An 18,660-nucleotide genomic window follows, 5' to 3' on the forward strand; every position below is an offset into this window, starting at 1 on the left:
TTTCAGCATACGAAACTTTTGGAGATTTTTTGCTATTATAAAAAAATAATCATACTTTATTATTTAAGAAGGAAACATCATGGCAAATTCTTCATCAACTCTTCGCAATGGATTGGCAATACTTGCTCTGTTAAGAAAGAATGGTGGTTTGAGATTAACTGAAATATCTAATCAATTAATCCTCAACAAGTCGACTGTTCTTCGATTATTAGATACTCTAATGGAACTAAATTATGTCAAAAAAATCGACAAGCATTATTCAATTAAGCACAACAATAGTGACCCTTATTTGAATTGGATTTCTATACCAGTTTCAAAGGAAATTACTAACCACTTTCAAACAACAGCTTTTATCGGTATTTTAAGGAACGAAAACGTCGTTATAACACAAGTGCTCCCAGCAAAAAAAGGTTTTGAAGAATTTAAAGTTTTAGGGAATTCAACTCCTATAAATCTTAGTGCTTTGGGCAAGGGAATTGTCGCCTTCTTATCAGATGAACAACAGGTCAATATTGTAAAAAAACTGACCTTTGATAAAGGTACCAAATATACTATTACGGGCCAAAAAACCTTTCTAAAGAATCTTAAAATTACTGCCCAAAAAGGTTATGCCTTAGATGATGAAGAAAGTAGTATTGGCATTCGTTGTTTAGCGGTTCCTATCTATCGTAATGGACAAGTCATCGCCTCCTTAGGTATTTCAGGAAGCTTTGAACGTTTACCACGTCAAAAATTACAGTCGATTGCTAAAGAATTAATCAAATGCAGTCAACAAATTACAAATGAATTTTTCTAAAGGAGAATAATATGAAAACAATTGTTATTACTGGTGCAGCTTCAGGAATGGGACTTTGTGCTACTAAAAAGTTTCTCAGTCAAAATTGGAACGTAGTTATGGCTGATTTCGACTCAAAGAATGGTCAAGTAAAAGCAGATAGTTTAAGCAAAGAATTCACTAACTCTAAAGTAGTATTTAAACAAACCGATGTTTCTGATGCCGAGTCAGTCCAAAATTTGGCTGCTTTTAGTCATAAAATATTTGATAAAATCGATGCTATCATCAATAATGCAGGAATTTTTGTCAGTGGTGCTTTGCATGAGATTCCCGAAAACTCTTGGGATAAAATTATGAATGTTGATGTGAAATCAATCTATTTAATGACCAAAAGTTTCGTACCTGATATGATCAAAAACAAATCTGGAGTTATTATTAACACGGCCTCAGTTTCGGGATTATTAGGTGATTATAATATGGCCGCTTATAGTGCTGCCAAGGGAGCAGTTACTAATTTGGTAAAATCAATGGCTCTAGATTATGGAAAATATGGTATTCGTGTTAATAATGTTGCTCCTGGCCCTACCAACACCCCAATGTTTCAAAAAAACCCCCAAGAAACCATTGATAAATTCATCGCCGCCAGCCCTATCAACAAAATTGTTGAACCAGAAGATATTGCTGCAACGATGTATTTTCTAGTCAGTGACGATGCTAGATCAATTACTGGTCAAAATATTCCAGTTACCGCTGGGTTTGGAATTTATATCAGTCAACCTCAACAGTAAATTGTATATTAAACGTAAAAAAGACCTAATGACTATTAAAAATAGTCATTAGGTCTTTTTTTACAAACTGAACTGTTTTTTATCTACTCTATTTAACTGAATAATTAGGAGCTTCTTTAGTAATTGTTACATCATGTGGATGTGATTCTTTCAATCCAGCATTAGAAATTTGAACGAATTGAGCATCTTGTAATTCGGTCAAATTATGGGCACCAACATAACCCATTCCTGAACGCAAACCACCAAGCATTTGATAAATTACATCTCCCACAGCACCTTTAGCAGCTACACGGCCTTCGATACCTTCAGGAACTAATTTATTAGCTTCATTAACGCCACTTTGGAAGTAACGATCAGATGATCCATGAGACATAGCAGCCAAACTACCCATGCCACGATAAGTCTTAAAACGACGACCTTGATAAATTTCAAAATCACCAGGTGCTTCATCTGTTCCGGCTAACATTGAACCTAGCATAACGGCGTTACCACCACCGGCCAAGGCCTTAACCATATCACCTGAATACTTAATACCACCATCAGCAATAATTGTTTTGCCATATTCATGAGCAACACTAGCTGCATCGTAAACTGCTGTTAATTGAGGAACTCCGACACCAGCTACGATTCTAGTTGTACAAATGGAACCTGGTCCGATACCGACCTTAACAACATCAACCCCGGCATCATAAAGTGCTCTAGTTCCTTCTGCTGTAGCTACATTACCAGCAATCAAAGTTGCTTCTGGAAATTTAGTTCTAATTTCAGAGATCTTTCTTAGCACACCAGCTGAATGTCCATGAGCAGTATCAATAATAATTGCATCGGCACCAGCTTTTAATAAAGCTTCAGCACGTTCAAAGGTATCGCTAGTTACACCAACAGCCGCAGCAACTAACAAACGACCATACTTATCTTTAGCAGCATTTGGAAATTCTTTAACTTTTTCAATATCTTTAATAGTAACTAATCCACCTAGACGACCATCTTTATCAATCAAAGGTAATTTTTCAATTTTATGACTTTGGAGAATTTGTTCGGCTTCTTTTAGAGATGTTCCAACAGGTGCAGTAATTAGATCTTCACTCGTCATAACTGAACCTATTTCGACTGAATAATCAGTGATAAAACGTAAATCACGGTTAGTGATGATACCAACTAATTTAAGATCCGTAGTATTAGTAACGATAGGTACACCGCTAATACGATAGGCACTCATTAATTTTTCTGCTTCACTAACCTTATCATCAGCTGTTAGATAAATCGGATCGATGATTACGCCGTTTTCAGAACGTTTAACTTTAGAAACTTCATCAGCCTGTTGTTCGACGGACATATTCTTATGAATTACACCTAAACCGCCTTGACGAGCCATTGCTATAGCCATCGGTGCTTCAGTAACTGTATCCATACTTGCACTCAAAATTGGAGTGTTTAATTTGATATTCTTAGCCAATTGAACCGATAAATCTACTTCATTTGGTAAAACGTGACTCTCTGCTGGTATTAATAAAACATCATCAAAAGTGAATCCTTTTTTATCAAATTTTGTATCCCATGCCGACATGATATTCCTCCTAAGTTTTTGTTTTACCTAATAATGGGTAAAATTTATAAACATGGTAGCTGATTTTTCCATCATAGTCAATCAGAGTTTGTGAAAATAAAAAAGGCCTGTCGTTATAACGACAGGTTGATTAATACATTTTTATTGCTACAACATTATAATTCCATAAATTTTGTTTTTTTAGATAAAAATCAAAACTTCTTTTTTTCAAACACAATCTATATTTAATAACACCATTCTCTTTAGAAATGAATTCATTTACTCGATACAACTCATGATTATTATTTCTCGTCAAATAATCAGCGGTCTTATTATCAACCGATATTTTGACTACCTTTTCTTTATTAAGTAATACTTTACGGCATGCAAATACCATTCGCTTACGAATAAAATCATTAATAAAGAAAACTAAAATTATACATCCTATAATAAATAATAGTATACCGCCATATATCTCTGTCATTAATACGCTTGATAAATCCATAATAATCAACACTTTTTATAGTTTTATTTAAATAAATAATATCATGATACTATTATTATTATCAAAGATGACGCTTTTCTAAATTTGGTAGATTTTTACGTTCATGGTAAGATTTCTCTACAAACGTTTTAGGGGGAATATAGTATGAAGAAGTTGGTTCGGGATAAAATACCCGATATTATTTCAGACGAAACCAAATTTGAAATACTTTCAAATGAGGACTATCGCCTTTTTCTTCGAGACAAAATAATTGAAGAAGCTAAAGAGGTAAAATCCACTGATACACGTGCTAGTCTCGTTGAAGAGCTAGGTGACTTAGAAGAGGTCATCAGAGCCATCTTAGAAGACGCATCTATTACTTATGAAGAAATGGATAGTTTACGCCAGGCTAAAATTAATCAAAAAGGTAAATTTACTCAGAAATTTGCGATGATAGAACCAGATGAAAATTTAATATAAAATAAACAGGCATATTAACCTACATTTGGTTGCCATGCCTGTTTATTTTATTACTCAGAAACTAATTGATATTTTTTAACCTTAATTTTAATCGAGTTCTGTTTGTACAACGCCTCAAAACAGTTTAATATGTTACTTATACTTTTAATAGAAAGAAGATTATAATGCAAATCTTAACTTTATTTTTAGTAGCATTGGTTGCTTTAGAACACCTTGCTATTGCTGGACTAGAGATGTTTGGCAAACCTGATATGCAAGCTAATGCTTTTGATATGCCCATAAACTTTGTAAAAACCAAGGAAGCTCAAACCGCCTTATCTAATCAAGGTATTTATAACGGGCTTCTGGGCGTTTTAATTTTAATGATGATTTTATTCTTCACTGGTTCAACTTTGAAGATAATCCTTATTTTGATGATGTCATACATTATCATTGTCGCCGTGTACGGTGCTTTTACGGCTACTAAAAAAATCCTTTATATTCAGGGATTACCCGCTTTAATTTCTTTGATCTTCGTAATCATTTTTTACCATTAACGAAAATCATCTATAATATACAAGTAATTTATAAAGAATGGAAACTAAAATGAAAAAAGATTCATTATTAAAAAGTTCTCTCTGGATTTCAATAAGTGGAATTCTTTCCCGAATTCTATCAGTCATTTATATTATTCCGTGGAATATTTGGATTGGTCCTTTAGCCGTTGGGGCTGCCAATGCCTTATATGGTAAGGTCTATAACATTTATAATTTGTTCTTGATCATTGCCACTGCAGGAATTCCTTCAGCAATTTCTAAAGAAGTTGCTGCACACAATGCCTTAGGTCGATTTGACCAAAGTGAAAAACTCTTTAAAAAATATACCATTTACATGTCATTAGTCGGTATTGTTTTGGCATTTATCATGTTCTTCGGAGCTAAATATGTTGCCATTGTCTTAGCTGCCGGAGATATGCGTGTCGTCACTCCCATCAAGTACTTGAGCATCGCTATGTTAATTATCCCTGCTTTGGGGATCTTACGTGGTTATATCCAGGGTTACGCATTTATTTCTTATTCGGCTTTTTCACAAGTTATTGAACAGATTGCTCGTGTTGCTTACATGCTTTATGCAACTTATACCATTATGGTTCTTCAAAAGGGCAATTATATGTCAGCTGTTAACCAATCAACCCTAGCTTCATTTATTGGTGCAACCTTGGCTTACCTATTTTTACTTTGGATCAGAGTCAAAGTTCGTCGTTCCGTGACCGTTGCAGATGTCAAAACGACTACCGAATTACCAACTGAAACCCCAGAAATTAATTTTAGTTCTATGCTTCGTTCAGCTATTCCTTTCTTATTAGTTGATACAATCATGACTGTTTTACAACTGTTTGATCAAACTACATTCACATGGATCTATGAGTTGATCCTTCATGCCAGTCAAAAGACTATCGACGATTTATATGCGATGTTCGGTTTTCAGGCTAACAAGTTGATTATGGTCTTGGTATCATTGGCTATCTCTGTCTCAGCCTCTGTAATCCCGGCTCTTTCAGCCATGATTAGTCGAAAGGCTGGCAAAGATAAGATTCAAAAATTAATGCAAAATATTGTTCAGTTCACTTTATTCATTATTTTGCCTGCAACTTTTGGAATGATAGCCATCAGTCGCCAATTATGGACAGTCTTTGTCTTCTATGACCAAAGCATTCTTGGTTCTAAAGTCTTAATTGTTTCCTGTGTAGAGGCATTCTTCTACTGCCTCTTCATGATCTTGGAAAATATCTTACAAGTTACCCATCATGTTAGAAAATCACTTGTCTACTTAGTTTGGGCTTATCTATTGAAAATCGTCCTACAAGTTCCATTAACCTTAGCTTTAGGTGTTTACGGACCTGTTAGTGCAACAGCAATTTCGTTCATAATTATGGCTCATTTTGCTTTTAGATTAATTAATAAGCAATTTCAAATAGTTGATAAAGATTTGGGTAAAAAATTATTCCGAATCTTTATCGATGGCATTATTATGCTAATAGTCGTAGTATTAGCTGATTTCCTAGTCGTCAAAGTAATTTCTGATGCAACTAAAATCGGAGCAATGATAGATATAATTATTTGTGGTTTAATTGGTGTTGCTGTCTATGGATTTTTGAGTTACAAAGACGGTTCGTTAAAAATCTTAAAGGATATTCGTGATACTAAAATTTATTAAATTTAATAGTATAGAAAAAACATATTTAACTTTCAAACATTAAAGCAAATGAGACCTAGTCATCATACTTAGACTACTAGGTCTCATTTTTTTTAAACTAAAAAAGTTATATCTTATCCCACATTTCAACTACAAACTATACTATTTCGAATTTATGTTCCAATCGTTTTTTTATTTTCGCAATAGTTTGAATTATACTGATCCATATATCTAACGGAGATGTTTATATGTCATATAATAAAAAATTTATGAAAATGGCCGCCCAAGAGGCTGAAAAGAATGTTGGCACACAAGTAGGCGGTCCTTTTGGAACCATAATTATTAAAGATGGTAAAGTCATTGCCAAAGGTAGAAATCATGTGTTACTAAATAAAGACCCTACGGCACACGGAGAAATCTTTACGATCCGTGAGGCTTGTAGAAAACTAGGTACCCATGATCTATCTGGATGTGAACTATACACCAACGCTTATCCCTGCCCTATGTGCTTAGGAGCTATTATTTGGAGTAACATCAAAATTTGCTATTATGGCAATACTGCCAAAGATGCCAAAGAAATTGGTTTTCGTGATGATTTTATATATGAATTTATGAATGACGGTTCAACTGATAAAAATATCTTAAATCTAGAGCAACATGATAGAGATTTAACAATTGTATCGTTTAACAACTTTAGAGCTGATTCTAACCACACGATGTACTAATCCAATTTGACCTCAAAATCAAAAAATAGTATTGTTTAAACATTGAAAACGATTACTTTAAGTTTGAGGAGAGATTATTATGTTAGTTGGAAGTATTGAAGCTGGTGGAACCAAATTTGTTTGTGCCGTAGGCGATGAGGATTATAGGATTAAGGATAGTATCCATTTTCCCACTACGACGCCTGAAGAAACTTTGCAAAAAGCAATTGATTACTTTAAAAAATTCGATATTGAGGCTTTAGGGATTGCTTCTTTCGGTCCTATTGAACTGCGTAAAAATTCACCTAAATATGGTTATATAACATCAACTCCAAAACCAGGTTGGAAAGACACAGATTTTATTGGAAAAATGAAAGAAAATTTTGATATTCCAATGTTTTGGACAACAGATGTAAACGGATCAGCCTATGGCGAATACGTTATGTCAACATTATCTAACGAAAAAATTGATTCATTAGTTTATTACACTATCGGTACTGGTGTCGGTGCTGGTGCAATTTCAGATGGAAAATTTATCGGTAACATGGGACATCCTGAAATGGGACACACCTTCTTAAAACGACATCCTGATGATCTTGACTTTAAAGGTATTTGTCCCTTTCATGGTGATTGCCTAGAAGGATTAGTCGCTGGTCCTACTTTTGATGCTCGTCTTGGCAAGCCAGGTAAAGACGTACCTTTAACTGATCACGTTTGGGATATTATGGCTTATTATGTTGCCCAAGCAGCACTGCAAGCTACTTTGATCCTTCGTCCTGATAAGATTGTCTTTGGAGGCGGTGTTGTTAGTGAGCAATTTCTAGTTAAGGTTCGTGCACAATTTAAAGAATTACTCAATGAATATGTAGTTGTTCCAGAATTAGATAAGTATATAACCATGCCTGAGGTTAAAAATAATAGTTCCGCAACCTTAGGTGACTTTGCTCTAGCTACTCGTGAATTACAAGAATGATGAGACTTTAAAATCCCCTTTGATGTTAAACATCAAAGGGGATTTTTATTGTCATTTTTCTGTCTTTTTTTTTCAAAAATTAAAATATTACAAAAATTCGGTTTATTAAAGATATATATTGTGATATAAAACATATATTTTTATAAATATTCATTTTATGTATTTATTTATTATGAAATTTGAAAATAACAATAATTATTTAGTCTTATTATTATCTTAAATAAATTAAATATATTTTATTAAATAAGAGGGAAGGAAATTATCGTGATCAAAAAACTAACTTTGTTTTTTATTCAAACGATGATCCTAATTTTTATTTTATTCAACCAAAATAAAACTGTCTTGGCTAGTAACAATTTGACCAATTCAGTTAATAATTTAATCAGCAATTCTCAACTATTAAACTCACTATCAATAAATTCGGCAAGCGGATCGTTAGGGGATGATTCCGACTTTGCTGCCTTTAGTGAACATAATTTACCACAACCTGAAAATCCTAGTTATACTGATCGACAACTTGTTGGTTTATCTACCACTCAATTGGCCGTTCCGATTATTGCTGGAAACCGGCCGTCTAGCTATAATACTAATTCAATTTACCTGAAAGACTTCTCTAGTAGTGACTTGTCTAATCTTACTACTAGTAATTTTAGTATTGATTCCTCATCACCACTAAGTAGTTCAGATTTTACCTTTACTTATTCTGAATCTACTTTGAACATCACATTGAATAATAATTCATTAATGAAGACAAATGGTTCTGGTACACAAATTATTTTAAACGTTAAAAATCCTTCGGGTACAAGTGCACAATTGACCATCGGCATTTGGAGAAACTACGTTATAAGACCATACGTTAGATTAAACATTGGTTCTGGTATGCAATTACAATATATGTTTAATCAAGATTTAAACAATCTAACCCCAACTGATGGAGCAACCGTCAACGATGGAAGTACTCTGGAATATATTACACCTAATTTTAATATTATCGATGGGTCCAAAAAAATTCAAACAATGTATGATGATGCTAACAGTCCCTTAACTAATCTATATACTGCTGACACTTTGCATGGTGGATATTTAAGCGACTATCAGGGAATTTCTACAGTAGGTCATAATTATGTGTTTATTGATCCAAACGATAATCAAAGAATTATGGCCCAATCGGATTATAGCGTTACAACTAAAAGTAATAAAACATATAAATTTAGAATCTATCATATTATGGAACCTACTTCTTCAGGTGAAAGTGTTCAGGTAAAAATGAAGATCGTCAATCTTTCTGTTGACTCTAATGGCAAAGAAACCTCTTTGCCAAACGATTTCTTCATTTTCAGAAATTATGATACTAAATTAAACGATAACGATAGGGTTCCCATTTGGTTTAGTGATCTAATAACTAGTGGCGTCAATATCGGAAAACCAAAGGGACTATATTTTAGTGAAACTAATATTTCTCCTGAACGTTATAGAATTTCCTTTGATTTTTCCAACAATGGTGGTCCTTTTGGTTGGTCAGCCAAGACTCCCTCTACTGTCACATTTACAAGTACATCTGATCCGGGTCTAAATACTACCAGTCATACTCCAGATTCATCTGCTTTCTCAGGTTCAGATTCGGCCGTCTCCATGCTCTACTCTCCAAGTCAAGTCGGTGGTTTAGGTTATGGCGATTCAACTAAAACTTTAGGTTTCACCACATCTGCTTCTGATACTTATGCTCCGATGATCAGAACTAATGAATCGGAAATAGGCTATTCTAACAATTCTGAAAATACTAATTTACCCAATATAGATATAACTGGGACCGTAAGAGATTTTGATAGTTCCCAAGTAAAAATTTACTACACAATCGATGATCCAGTTGATAGCAACAGTGATGCAAGTGCAAACAGTGGAACTTTATTAAATACTGTTAATTTAAAATCTTCTGATAATACTACGCCTAGTTGGGTCAATTATCCTGGTAATCAAACCACACCAAGTAGCTCACAAATTACTGACCAAGACGATCTACAAAAATTGGCAACCGCTTCATCTGCTGGACACAACATTTATGTTTATGGTGTAGACAATGGTAACAGTACTGATCCAACCATCAGAATATCAAATATTGAAACTATAAAAGTTCCTGCTACTGGATCACTAAAAATAAATTATCAAGATACTGATGGCAATGAAATTCAAGATTCTAAAACCCTTTTTGGACCAGTTGGTAGTTCATATGATAAAACCAACACACATTACTTTCCCACTACGATTACTAAATCTGATGGCGAAAAATTTGATTTAGAAGAATTGCCTTCAAATGTTGATGGTACAATCGCATCTGGTACTAACGAAGTGACTTTAAAATATGCTCGTGAAACGACCGTCTCTATTCAAAGCTCTCCTGATTTGGACTATGGCAGTATGAACTCAGGTAATGACAGTCTAATTCATATCAAAAAAGAAAGTAACAGTCTTGTTATTTTAGATACTACTAAAAATCCAGATTGGAAATTATCTCTATCCGCTAGCAACCTTGTTTCTAGTACAAATACACTTAGCAACGTTATAAAATATGTAACGCTCTCTGGTCAAGAAGTAAACATCAATAATGATAATCAAATCGTGGCCTCTTATAATAATGATGGAGCTTCTGTGAATCTCGATAAGTATTGGTGGAAAGATGCTGACACTAAGCAGGGGCAAGTATCTGGACCAATGTTACGTTTTCCTGTCGGTGTGGCTATACCTTCTGGAAAATATACATCTACTTTAACTTGGAACTTAGAAGATTCTTTGGATTAAATTCAGCATTTTTAATTACTTTATTCTTTTATTATGCTAAGTTGAGATTATCATTAATAATCTAGGGGTATTTCTTATGAAACTTTGGCATAAAGTAGTATTAATAACATTAGGGATTGTTGGGTTAATAGGACTTTTATTGTTAATCTGGTTAAATTACCGACCAATTGTTATAAACTTTTTCACAAATTTCGATCGGCAAGACTTAATCAATTTATTGAGAAATCAAGGTAAGCATAACGCCGTTTTATTTATGGCAGTAATTGCAATTGGATCAGCCATACCTGGTGTTCCAATTGCTGCAATCGCCATTTTATCGGGTGTTTGCTTTGGTCGTTGGTATGGTTTCGGAATAAATATTGTAGGAATTGTACTTGGAAATTTACTGGCAATCTATACCCTAGGATTATTCCCCCATAAAGTTAAGCCCAGTCGTTTCAGACCTTTGGCTGATAGATTAAAAAACATGCACCATCCTAGAATGGGACTAAGTATTGGCTATGCTATCCCAATGTTGCCAACACTACTAGTTAACTATGCTGCTTTAGAGTTACACCTTTCCTTAAAAAATAAAGCCCTTTGTATTTTAATTGGATCACTACCCGTTTCATTCCTTTATGCTTTTGGTGGTGACGAATTAATCTTTGGTAATATTAAGGCAGTTATCATAACTGTAATTCTAATTTTACTTTTATTTGGATTGTATGAAATTATTCGCCGCGATCAAAAACTAAATATTCAAAAAAACGAATCTAGAATATAATACGATTTTATAGCAGGCAAATGAGAAAAGGCACAACTTATTTTGTTTAAAGCAAAGAGTCCTTAGCAATCAAAGTATGATTGCTAAGGACTCTTTCTCTTATTACTCGCAAGCCGAGCGTGTTTCGTTCTATATTAATCTCTTTTTCTAAAAATAATGAACTTACTAAAAATATAATTTAACAACACAACAACAACATTAGCAATCAATTTAACGATGAATCCATTGCCATGTAATAATTCCATTCCAATAAACATTGTTCCTTGATCAAAAATCCAAGAACCACCTCTAAATAAGAAAAATGATCCCATTTCCTTGAAGAATGCTTTCCAAGTTGTTGTGTGGGAATCAAATACCCATAACTTATTAGTTACGTAAGCAAACAACACTGAGATCAAATAGGCAATTGCATTAGCAACTTGGGAGTTCATACCTAAAACTCGCCATAACAAGGCAAAGGCTACATAATTTACTACTGTGGTTAGGACTCCAAAAAATAAATAAGGAATCGCATCTTTATATTTATTCCATAATTCTTTCATTATTAACTATTTTCCTTAGTGGTTTAATTTCCAATTTTTATAGCTTAATCCTAAGAAATAAGCAATTACCTCAAAGACTGAGATAAAGAAGGTTACTGGCCAATTAGTAACAAAGGCCAGATATAATCCCAACCAAACTCCAGACAATGACAGGCCGACTGAAACCATGATTAGTTTAGGAACTGTATGAACAACATATTTTGCAGTTGCACCTGGTAAAGTTAACAAAACAAAAACTAACAAGGAACCAACGATTTGAGCACCGATACTTACGCTTAGAGCCAATGTAATCAAGAAAGCAATTGATAGTAATCTTGTCTTTAAACCGGCTGCACGGGCTCCGATATGGTCAAATGAATCAAAGGCCAATGGTTTATAAAAAATAATGAACACAAAGATTACAAATAATGCCAAGATCATCAATTGGTTAACCTCTTTAGAACTAATACCAACGATACTACCGAATAAAATATTTGTCGCATAACTACTAGACTCAGATGATAATGACAAGAATAAAATCCCTAAACCAATGAATAACGATGATATAGCACTGATTGAAGCCTCCCGTCTTGATGATTCAGTACTCAAGCTACCAACTGCTATCGAACTGACCAAAGTAAAGATAATCATCCCTGCTAATGGAGAAATTCCTATCAAAATACCAAATGAGGCTCCGGCAAAGCCAATCTCAGAAAGTGTATGGGACAGAAAAGACATATTTCTAGAAACAACGAATACACCAACTAAACCAGCAGTTATCGCAATAAATGTACTAGCAATAAAGGCTTCACGCATAAATTCATATCCAAACATAATTAACCCCTCATCTCAAACATATCTTCAGAAACATCAGATACATTCACTTCCTCAATCGTTTTATTCTTAAAGAAGAGTGCTCGACTGGTATATTTTTTAGTTAACTCGTAATCATGAGTTATAAAGATGACTGTTAGATTATATTTTTCATTCAACTCTTTGACCAGATCCATCAATTGCATTTTGACCTCAACATCTAAACTGGCAGTCGATTCATCCAAGATCAAAATTCTTGGATCATTTAATAGTGATTGAGCCAAATAAGCTTTTTGTTTCTCACCACCCGAAGCCAGACCCAGTGGACGTTTTTTAATCTCCGTTAATTTGGTCTTCTCTAGAATTGTTTTTATTTGTTCATTGTCTTCACAGCGTTTTTTGGGACTCAAAGTAAATTTTAAATTCAAACGAACAAATTGCTCTATATCCAAGGGATAGTCCAAATCAATATTTCTAAATTGCGGTACATAACCTATAGTTTGTTTATCGATTTTTAATTCGCCACTAGTTTTCTTCTCAAGCCCCATCATAATTTTAACTAAGGTTGTTTTCCCTGAACCATTAGGTCCAATCAAACTGATAAAATCACCATCATTAATTTTAAAATTAAGATTCTCAAAAACTAATTGCTTCCCAAAACGTTTTGTTAAATTCTTTACCTCAATCACAGCTATCTCTTCACTATCCTTTCAATTTGAGTAATGTTTTCATTCATCCAATCATAATAACCCAAATTACTTGGTAGGGTTTCTGTAAAATAAATAATTGGAACATGATATTTTTTAGCTAATCCAGTCATTTTTGTAATAATTCCACTCGTTACTTGTTTATTAACTACTAGAAAACTGACCTTGTGATTTTTCAAACCATTTTCCATATCTTTTACATCAGTAATTGAAGGATCGGTATCATCCTCAATTGACTTAGCAAAATGTGGATTAGCAATTGTTACACCCAAATCTCTTAGTATATAGTAAGGCAATGGTTCTGTGACATAGGCCCTTTTGCCATTCGTCTCCTTCTTTAAAGCTTGTTCTCGTTTGATTAAACTATCTAATTTTAAATTATATTTCTTAAGATTAGCTTGATAATAAGCTTTATTTTTGGGATCGACTGTAGCCATATGAAGATATATTGTCTGACTTAATTTTTGAATGTTTTTTACACTAAACCAAATATGTTCATTATCGCCATCTTTTTTATGCAAAACATTGGCAAAATCAATTAAATTTTTATTTTGACTATTGGCTGTAACAATTTTTTCAACCCAATCATCATAACCTAAGCCACTAGAAACAATCAGTCTTGAATCCGCAATTAATTTAGCATCATTACTAGATGGTGAAAAACTATGTGGATCAACATTGACCGACTTAATGATTGATTCAACTCTATACTTATTTCCCACAACGCTTTGAATCGGTTCTTTATATGTATTAACCGTTGTTGTGATAACTTTTTGAGATGTAGTTTTTTGACTGCATCCCCCTATAAATATCAGTAGCGAAAATAAAACCAATAAAACTACTTTTCTTTTTCGCATTTATTATCCTCTATTCAAATAATTGCCTAACTAAAATAGAGGCCTGAACAAAACTTAAAGTTTTGTACCGACCTCTTAAAAATATAACTAATTATTATTATAAAGGCAAGTTATGCCCTATTACCAAATTTGGAAATACTGACCATTAGCAGGTACCAAATAACTTCCTACTGGTGTATCAGAATTTTTGCTATAGATATTAATTTGATATCCATTAACATCATTCCAAGTAACCTTACCGTTAGCAACATATTGAGTTGTTGTCTTATCATACGTTGAACTCAATTGATCAGATAAATACTCTGTTGCTTGATCCGCCGTTGTCAAATTAACCGTTGATTGAGTTTGATCCGTGGATTGATTACTATCAGTTGTATTTGTATTAGTACTTGAATTATTACCACTATTTTGATTATTAGTAGTTTGACTATTATTTCCGTTCTGAGATGTTGTTGTTTTAGAATTAGCAGCACTATTTTCAGAATTTGTATCTTTACTATTTACTTCAGTATCTTTATCAGCTGAAGAAGCGGGTTTGGTAGATTTCTTAGGGGTTTCTTTTTTACTACTCTTAGTTTGTTCAGTTTTATCAGCTGATTGCGTACTTGCAGATTGCTGGTTAGCACAGCCTGTCAATAAAATACCTGACAAGATAACTGTAAAAATAGATAATCTCTTAAACATATGGAAAGTACCTCCTTATACACTTAATAGTATATCGGAGATCCACCTATCCCCGCAATGTTCCACGAGAAACATTAATAAATCTTATCAAATTCAATTTTTTCGCCTTGTCGAATCTTTTCAGCAAATTCAATTGACTTATCTACTATGATTCCTTGACCATCAATCACATTATAGGGATGATCAGATGCCTTCTCTTGAGCAAAGGACAATTCTGTACATCCCAAAACGATAACATCACAATCAAATTTATCATGCATAGTTTTTAATATTTCAAAATATTTCGGTGCATTTACTTTTCCCTTGACCTTGATGTCATCATAAATCAGGCTTTCAACTTTATCTTGAACCTCTTGATCGCCGAGACTATATTCAAACCCGGCATCTTTGATCTCGTTTTCATAGATATGATCAGCAATCGTACCCTTAGTCGCAATCAAACCAATCCTTTTAGCATTAGGATACTTTTTCTTCATCACGCTAATAGCCATATGTGGCATATGAATTAATGGTATATCCGTAGCTGCTTGCAACTCTTTATAGTAATAATGTGCTGTATTGCAAATCAACACCATAAACTCTGGATGTAAACTACTTTGTTGTTTGATATCTTCAAGCAATGGTGGCAAGAAACTTGGTTGGCTGTGGTCAAGAATATGTGCTGTTCGATCAGGAACAGTCGCATGATTAACCAAAATATAATCTAAGTAATCTTGATCCTTCTTAGTCGGTGTTCTTTCATTCAATAAATGCACATAACTCTCAGTGGCTAAACTTCCCATGCCACCCAACACAGTAAAGAATTTCTTCATTTTTTTAACCTTCAATATCTTTCAAAATTTTCTTAGCAACTACCGGATCACTCGGATATGGTACATCGACACCTTTAGTCTTTTGGTAAGCATCATTACCCTTAGCAGCAAGAACAATAATGTCACCATTAGTACTTGATTCGATCATATTGCGAATTGCTTCCTTTCGATCCAATATCGTTTTGATCTGTACTTTTTGATGATCAATTTTATCATCAATTTGTTTACAAATATCAGCCGGATTCTCAAATCCTGGATCATCAGTCGTTAGAATAGCATAATCAGCTAACTCGGTTAAAACTTTAGCAAATCCCTCACGTCTGGAAACGCCCTTATCACCAGGGCTACCGACAACCACTTTGATTTTTGATTGAGGATACTCTCGCTTCAGAAATCCTAATAAAGCATTCATACTAGCATAGTTATGAGCATAATCAACAAATATCGTACCATGAGATTTTGTATTAATATGTTCCATTCTGCCTGGTACAAAAGCTGATTTCAAACTCTGTTCAATTATCTCATTTTTAATACCCATCTTTTTAGCCGCAATAATCGCAGCAGCAGCATTAAGCTCATTAAAATCGCCGACAAGACCTAAACGATATGTACACTCATCTTGTTCTTGAATTGCCTTAGCTTTGGTACTTCTAGCCGTAAATGTAAATACCGAATCATTCAGATTTGATTCCTTACTTTGAATAATAAAATCAGCATCTTCAACTGAACCCTTGGCAAAGCGGTAAATATCAGCATCAGAACTAGTCTGCTTAGCAGCTTCATAAACCGTATCATAATCATTTGTTTGACGATTAATAATATTAACTTTGGAATTGATCATTAACTGTTTCTTACAATTCAAATAATCGGCATAGGTTGGATGTTCATTAGGGCCAATATGATCTGGAGTAATGTTCAAGAAACCACCAATATCAAATGTCAAACCGTAAACTCGATTTTTCTTATATGCTTGAGATGATACTTCCATGACTAAATACTTAATTCCATTATCAACACATCTTCTCATGTCACGGAATAACTCCATTGATTCTGGAGTTGTCAGATCAGATTTAAATTTATCACTTGGCTCTGATCCCACAATTCTATCAACGGTTGAAAAAAGACCGACTTGTTTAGGATAAGATCTTTTAAGAATGTCATAAAGAAAATATGATGTCGTTGTTTTTCCCTTAGTTCCTGTGAAAGCTACGATGAATAGATCATTTTGAGGATTGCCAAAAAATTCAGCACTCAAAAGTGACAACGCTTTGGAGGCATTTTTAACAATCAAACGATCCACTTTCTGGCTATATTCTTGTTCTGAAACATAGAGCCTAACCCCATTATCAATAGCTTGATTTAAATATTCAGCTTTAAAATTATTACCTTTGCAAAAGAATATCCCATCTTTTTGATTTTCTCTGGAATTGTAACTAATATGGGTTAATTCAAGCTTTTCATCACTAATTGAGCTAGAAACCAATAAATCATGCTCCTGCAAAATCTTTATAGCATTTTTAATTTTTAAACTCATTTTTTGACACTCCTCTAAAATAAATGGTTAAAAAATTCTACGATTTGATCCCACCAAGATTTATGGACCGCTTTTTTATGTATCGTTTTTTTAACATCTGTCTTCTTGAACGGCAAATAACTGCTACCATTGCTATTAATTAAAACTTTGACTGTTTTTTTATCATTAATGGCTGTAAAGCCTAACTTATTATTACTTACATTATAACTAATATCTTCAACATTATAATTCTTAGGTAACCATGTATAAACCGGTTCATAAGTCTTATATTTTTTATTATTAATTGTTATGCTCTGATTTTTTTTCAGAATTTCTTTACGCTCATAATTATCTTTTAAATAATGAACTAGATTTTGAGTACTACGGAATCGTTTATCCTTATCAGCTTTTTCGCCTTGAGCATTTAAAACGATCGTTACGATTCTAGTATTATTAAATGGTAATGTTCCAACAAATGACTCTCCAGCCGCTTCTGTTGTTCCTGTTTTTAAACCATCAAATTCATATCCTTCTTGATAGTCACGATTACCTTTCAATAATAAATTCAATGACTCATATTCTTTCGTTTCATTACCAACTGGAAAAGATAATTTAGCTTGAGATGTTGTTTGTAATATCTCTGGATACTGATCCAACACATGTTTAACGATTATTCCAATATCATTAACTGATAGTTTGTTTTCTCCATCTTTTGTCCCTAGATACATATCAGAATCCAAATCTGAATTATTCAAGCCTGAAACGTTATAAATTTGGGCACCTTTAATGCCCCAATCTTTAAGAGTCTGGCGCATTCTTTTGACAAAATTTTTCTGACTTCCTGCTACTTTATCTGCCAACATCATAGCCGCCGAATTGGATGAAACAATCCAAGCAGCATCATATAGATCTTTTACTGAATAACTCTTATCAGCATCTAACCTAACATTTGTTAATTCGTTTTTTTGTGTCATTGATGCCTGAGCTTGTGTAGGTGTTATTTGATCTTTTTCCGAAATTTGGCCGTTATTGATGGCCTTCGTTACTAAATACAATGTAATTATTTTTGTAATCGAACCAATTGCTAATTTTTCATCAGCGTCTTTTTGATAAATGACTTGTCCTGTCTGTTCATCAAAAACCATCCCCGCTGTTGCATTTATTTCTGGCTCAGTTGTTTCCGCTTGAACGGTTGATGTAAAAATTGGTAACGTCAAGATTACTACTGACATTACCAACACTAATTTTCTGACGAAATTTTTCATTACT

At 33.6% G+C, this 18,660-nt stretch carries 19 protein-coding genes; 9 read left to right on the forward strand and 10 right to left on the reverse strand.

What is annotated here, in order from left to right:
* Positions 1–79 precede the first annotated feature (79 nt).
* Positions 80–796 carry an IclR family transcriptional regulator gene (locus tag CBP76_RS00735; RefSeq protein ID WP_102195014.1) on the forward strand — a complete coding sequence of 239 codons (717 nt, stop codon included), beginning with the start codon at positions 80–82 and terminating at the stop codon, positions 794–796.
* A gap of 11 nt (positions 797–807) precedes the next feature.
* Positions 808–1,563, forward strand: a complete 756-nt coding sequence (locus tag CBP76_RS00740; protein WP_102195015.1) for an SDR family NAD(P)-dependent oxidoreductase — start codon at positions 808–810, stop codon at positions 1,561–1,563.
* Between the two features lie 88 nt (positions 1,564–1,651).
* Here CBP76_RS00740 and guaB read toward each other — a convergent pair whose 3' ends face one another.
* Positions 1,652–3,130 carry an IMP dehydrogenase gene (gene guaB, locus CBP76_RS00745; RefSeq protein WP_102195016.1) on the reverse strand — a complete coding sequence of 493 codons (1,479 nt, stop codon included), beginning with the start codon at positions 3,128–3,130 and terminating at the stop codon, positions 1,652–1,654.
* A gap of 130 nt (positions 3,131–3,260) precedes the next feature.
* Positions 3,261–3,614: a protein kinase family protein gene (locus CBP76_RS00750; protein WP_102195017.1), complete on the reverse strand. Its 354-nt coding sequence runs from the start codon at positions 3,612–3,614 to the stop codon at positions 3,261–3,263.
* A 144-nt stretch (positions 3,615–3,758) separates the two neighbouring features.
* Between CBP76_RS00750 and CBP76_RS00755 the strand changes: the two genes are divergently transcribed.
* The 7 genes from CBP76_RS00755 (at position 3,759) to CBP76_RS00785 (ending at position 11,484) form a co-directional block, all read left to right on the forward strand.
* Positions 3,759–4,073: a nucleoside triphosphate pyrophosphohydrolase gene (locus tag CBP76_RS00755; RefSeq protein ID WP_102195018.1), complete on the forward strand. Its 315-nt coding sequence runs from the start codon at positions 3,759–3,761 to the stop codon at positions 4,071–4,073.
* Positions 4,074–4,237: 164 nt separating this feature from the next.
* Positions 4,238–4,609: a DUF1304 domain-containing protein gene (locus CBP76_RS00760; RefSeq protein WP_102195019.1), complete on the forward strand. Its 372-nt coding sequence runs from the start codon at positions 4,238–4,240 to the stop codon at positions 4,607–4,609.
* A gap of 49 nt (positions 4,610–4,658) precedes the next feature.
* Positions 4,659–6,269 carry a putative polysaccharide biosynthesis protein gene (locus CBP76_RS00765; protein WP_102195020.1) on the forward strand — a complete coding sequence of 537 codons (1,611 nt, stop codon included), beginning with the start codon at positions 4,659–4,661 and terminating at the stop codon, positions 6,267–6,269.
* Positions 6,270–6,496: 227 nt separating this feature from the next.
* Complete coding sequence (locus CBP76_RS00770) at positions 6,497–6,973, forward strand: nucleoside deaminase (RefSeq protein ID WP_102195021.1); 477 nt, start codon at positions 6,497–6,499, stop codon at positions 6,971–6,973.
* Between the two features lie 79 nt (positions 6,974–7,052).
* Complete coding sequence (gene scrK / locus CBP76_RS00775) at positions 7,053–7,925, forward strand: fructokinase ScrK (RefSeq protein ID WP_102195022.1); 873 nt, start codon at positions 7,053–7,055, stop codon at positions 7,923–7,925.
* A gap of 264 nt (positions 7,926–8,189) precedes the next feature.
* Entirely contained in the window at positions 8,190–10,721 is a 2,532-nt protein-coding gene (locus CBP76_RS00780) for a MucBP domain-containing protein (RefSeq protein WP_102195023.1), read from the forward strand.
* Positions 10,722–10,797: 76 nt separating this feature from the next.
* Entirely contained in the window at positions 10,798–11,484 is a 687-nt protein-coding gene (locus CBP76_RS00785) for a VTT domain-containing protein (protein WP_102195024.1), read from the forward strand.
* Between the two features lie 134 nt (positions 11,485–11,618).
* On the opposite strand, the gene CBP76_RS00790 is transcribed toward CBP76_RS00785, so the two are convergent.
* The 8 genes from CBP76_RS00790 to CBP76_RS00825 all read right to left on the reverse strand — a co-directional run bounded on the left by CBP76_RS00790 (position 11,619) and on the right by CBP76_RS00825 (position 18,656).
* Positions 11,619–12,026, reverse strand: a complete 408-nt coding sequence (locus CBP76_RS00790) for a GtrA family protein (protein ID WP_102195025.1) — start codon at positions 12,024–12,026, stop codon at positions 11,619–11,621.
* 15 nt (positions 12,027–12,041) lie between these two features.
* Complete coding sequence (locus CBP76_RS00795; protein ID WP_102195026.1) at positions 12,042–12,839, reverse strand: metal ABC transporter permease; 798 nt, start codon at positions 12,837–12,839, stop codon at positions 12,042–12,044.
* Between the two features lie 2 nt (positions 12,840–12,841).
* Positions 12,842–13,507 (reverse strand): ATP-binding cassette domain-containing protein, encoded by a 666-nt coding sequence (locus CBP76_RS00800; protein WP_102195027.1) that lies wholly within the window; start codon positions 13,505–13,507, stop codon positions 12,842–12,844.
* A 2-nt stretch (positions 13,508–13,509) separates the two neighbouring features.
* Positions 13,510–14,382, reverse strand: a complete 873-nt coding sequence (locus CBP76_RS00805) for a metal ABC transporter solute-binding protein, Zn/Mn family (protein WP_102195028.1) — start codon at positions 14,380–14,382, stop codon at positions 13,510–13,512.
* A gap of 120 nt (positions 14,383–14,502) precedes the next feature.
* Entirely contained in the window at positions 14,503–15,066 is a 564-nt protein-coding gene (locus CBP76_RS00810) for a hypothetical protein (RefSeq protein ID WP_102195029.1), read from the reverse strand.
* Positions 15,067–15,140: 74 nt separating this feature from the next.
* The gene (locus tag CBP76_RS00815; RefSeq protein ID WP_102195030.1) at positions 15,141–15,878 is read right to left on the reverse strand and encodes an aspartate/glutamate racemase family protein; all 738 of its coding nucleotides are present in this window, start codon (positions 15,876–15,878) and stop codon (positions 15,141–15,143) included.
* A 4-nt stretch (positions 15,879–15,882) separates the two neighbouring features.
* On the reverse strand, positions 15,883–17,412 hold the full coding sequence (locus CBP76_RS00820) for a UDP-N-acetylmuramoyl-L-alanyl-D-glutamate--2,6-diaminopimelate ligase (protein WP_102195031.1): 1,530 nt from the start codon (positions 17,410–17,412) through the stop codon (positions 15,883–15,885).
* 14 nt (positions 17,413–17,426) lie between these two features.
* Positions 17,427–18,656: a D-alanyl-D-alanine carboxypeptidase family protein gene (locus CBP76_RS00825; RefSeq protein ID WP_102195032.1), complete on the reverse strand. Its 1,230-nt coding sequence runs from the start codon at positions 18,654–18,656 to the stop codon at positions 17,427–17,429.
* Positions 18,657–18,660 lie beyond the last annotated feature (4 nt).

The organism is Companilactobacillus nuruki, from assembly GCF_002872255.1.
Taxonomy (GTDB): Bacteria; Bacillota; Bacilli; order Lactobacillales; family Lactobacillaceae; genus Companilactobacillus; species Companilactobacillus nuruki.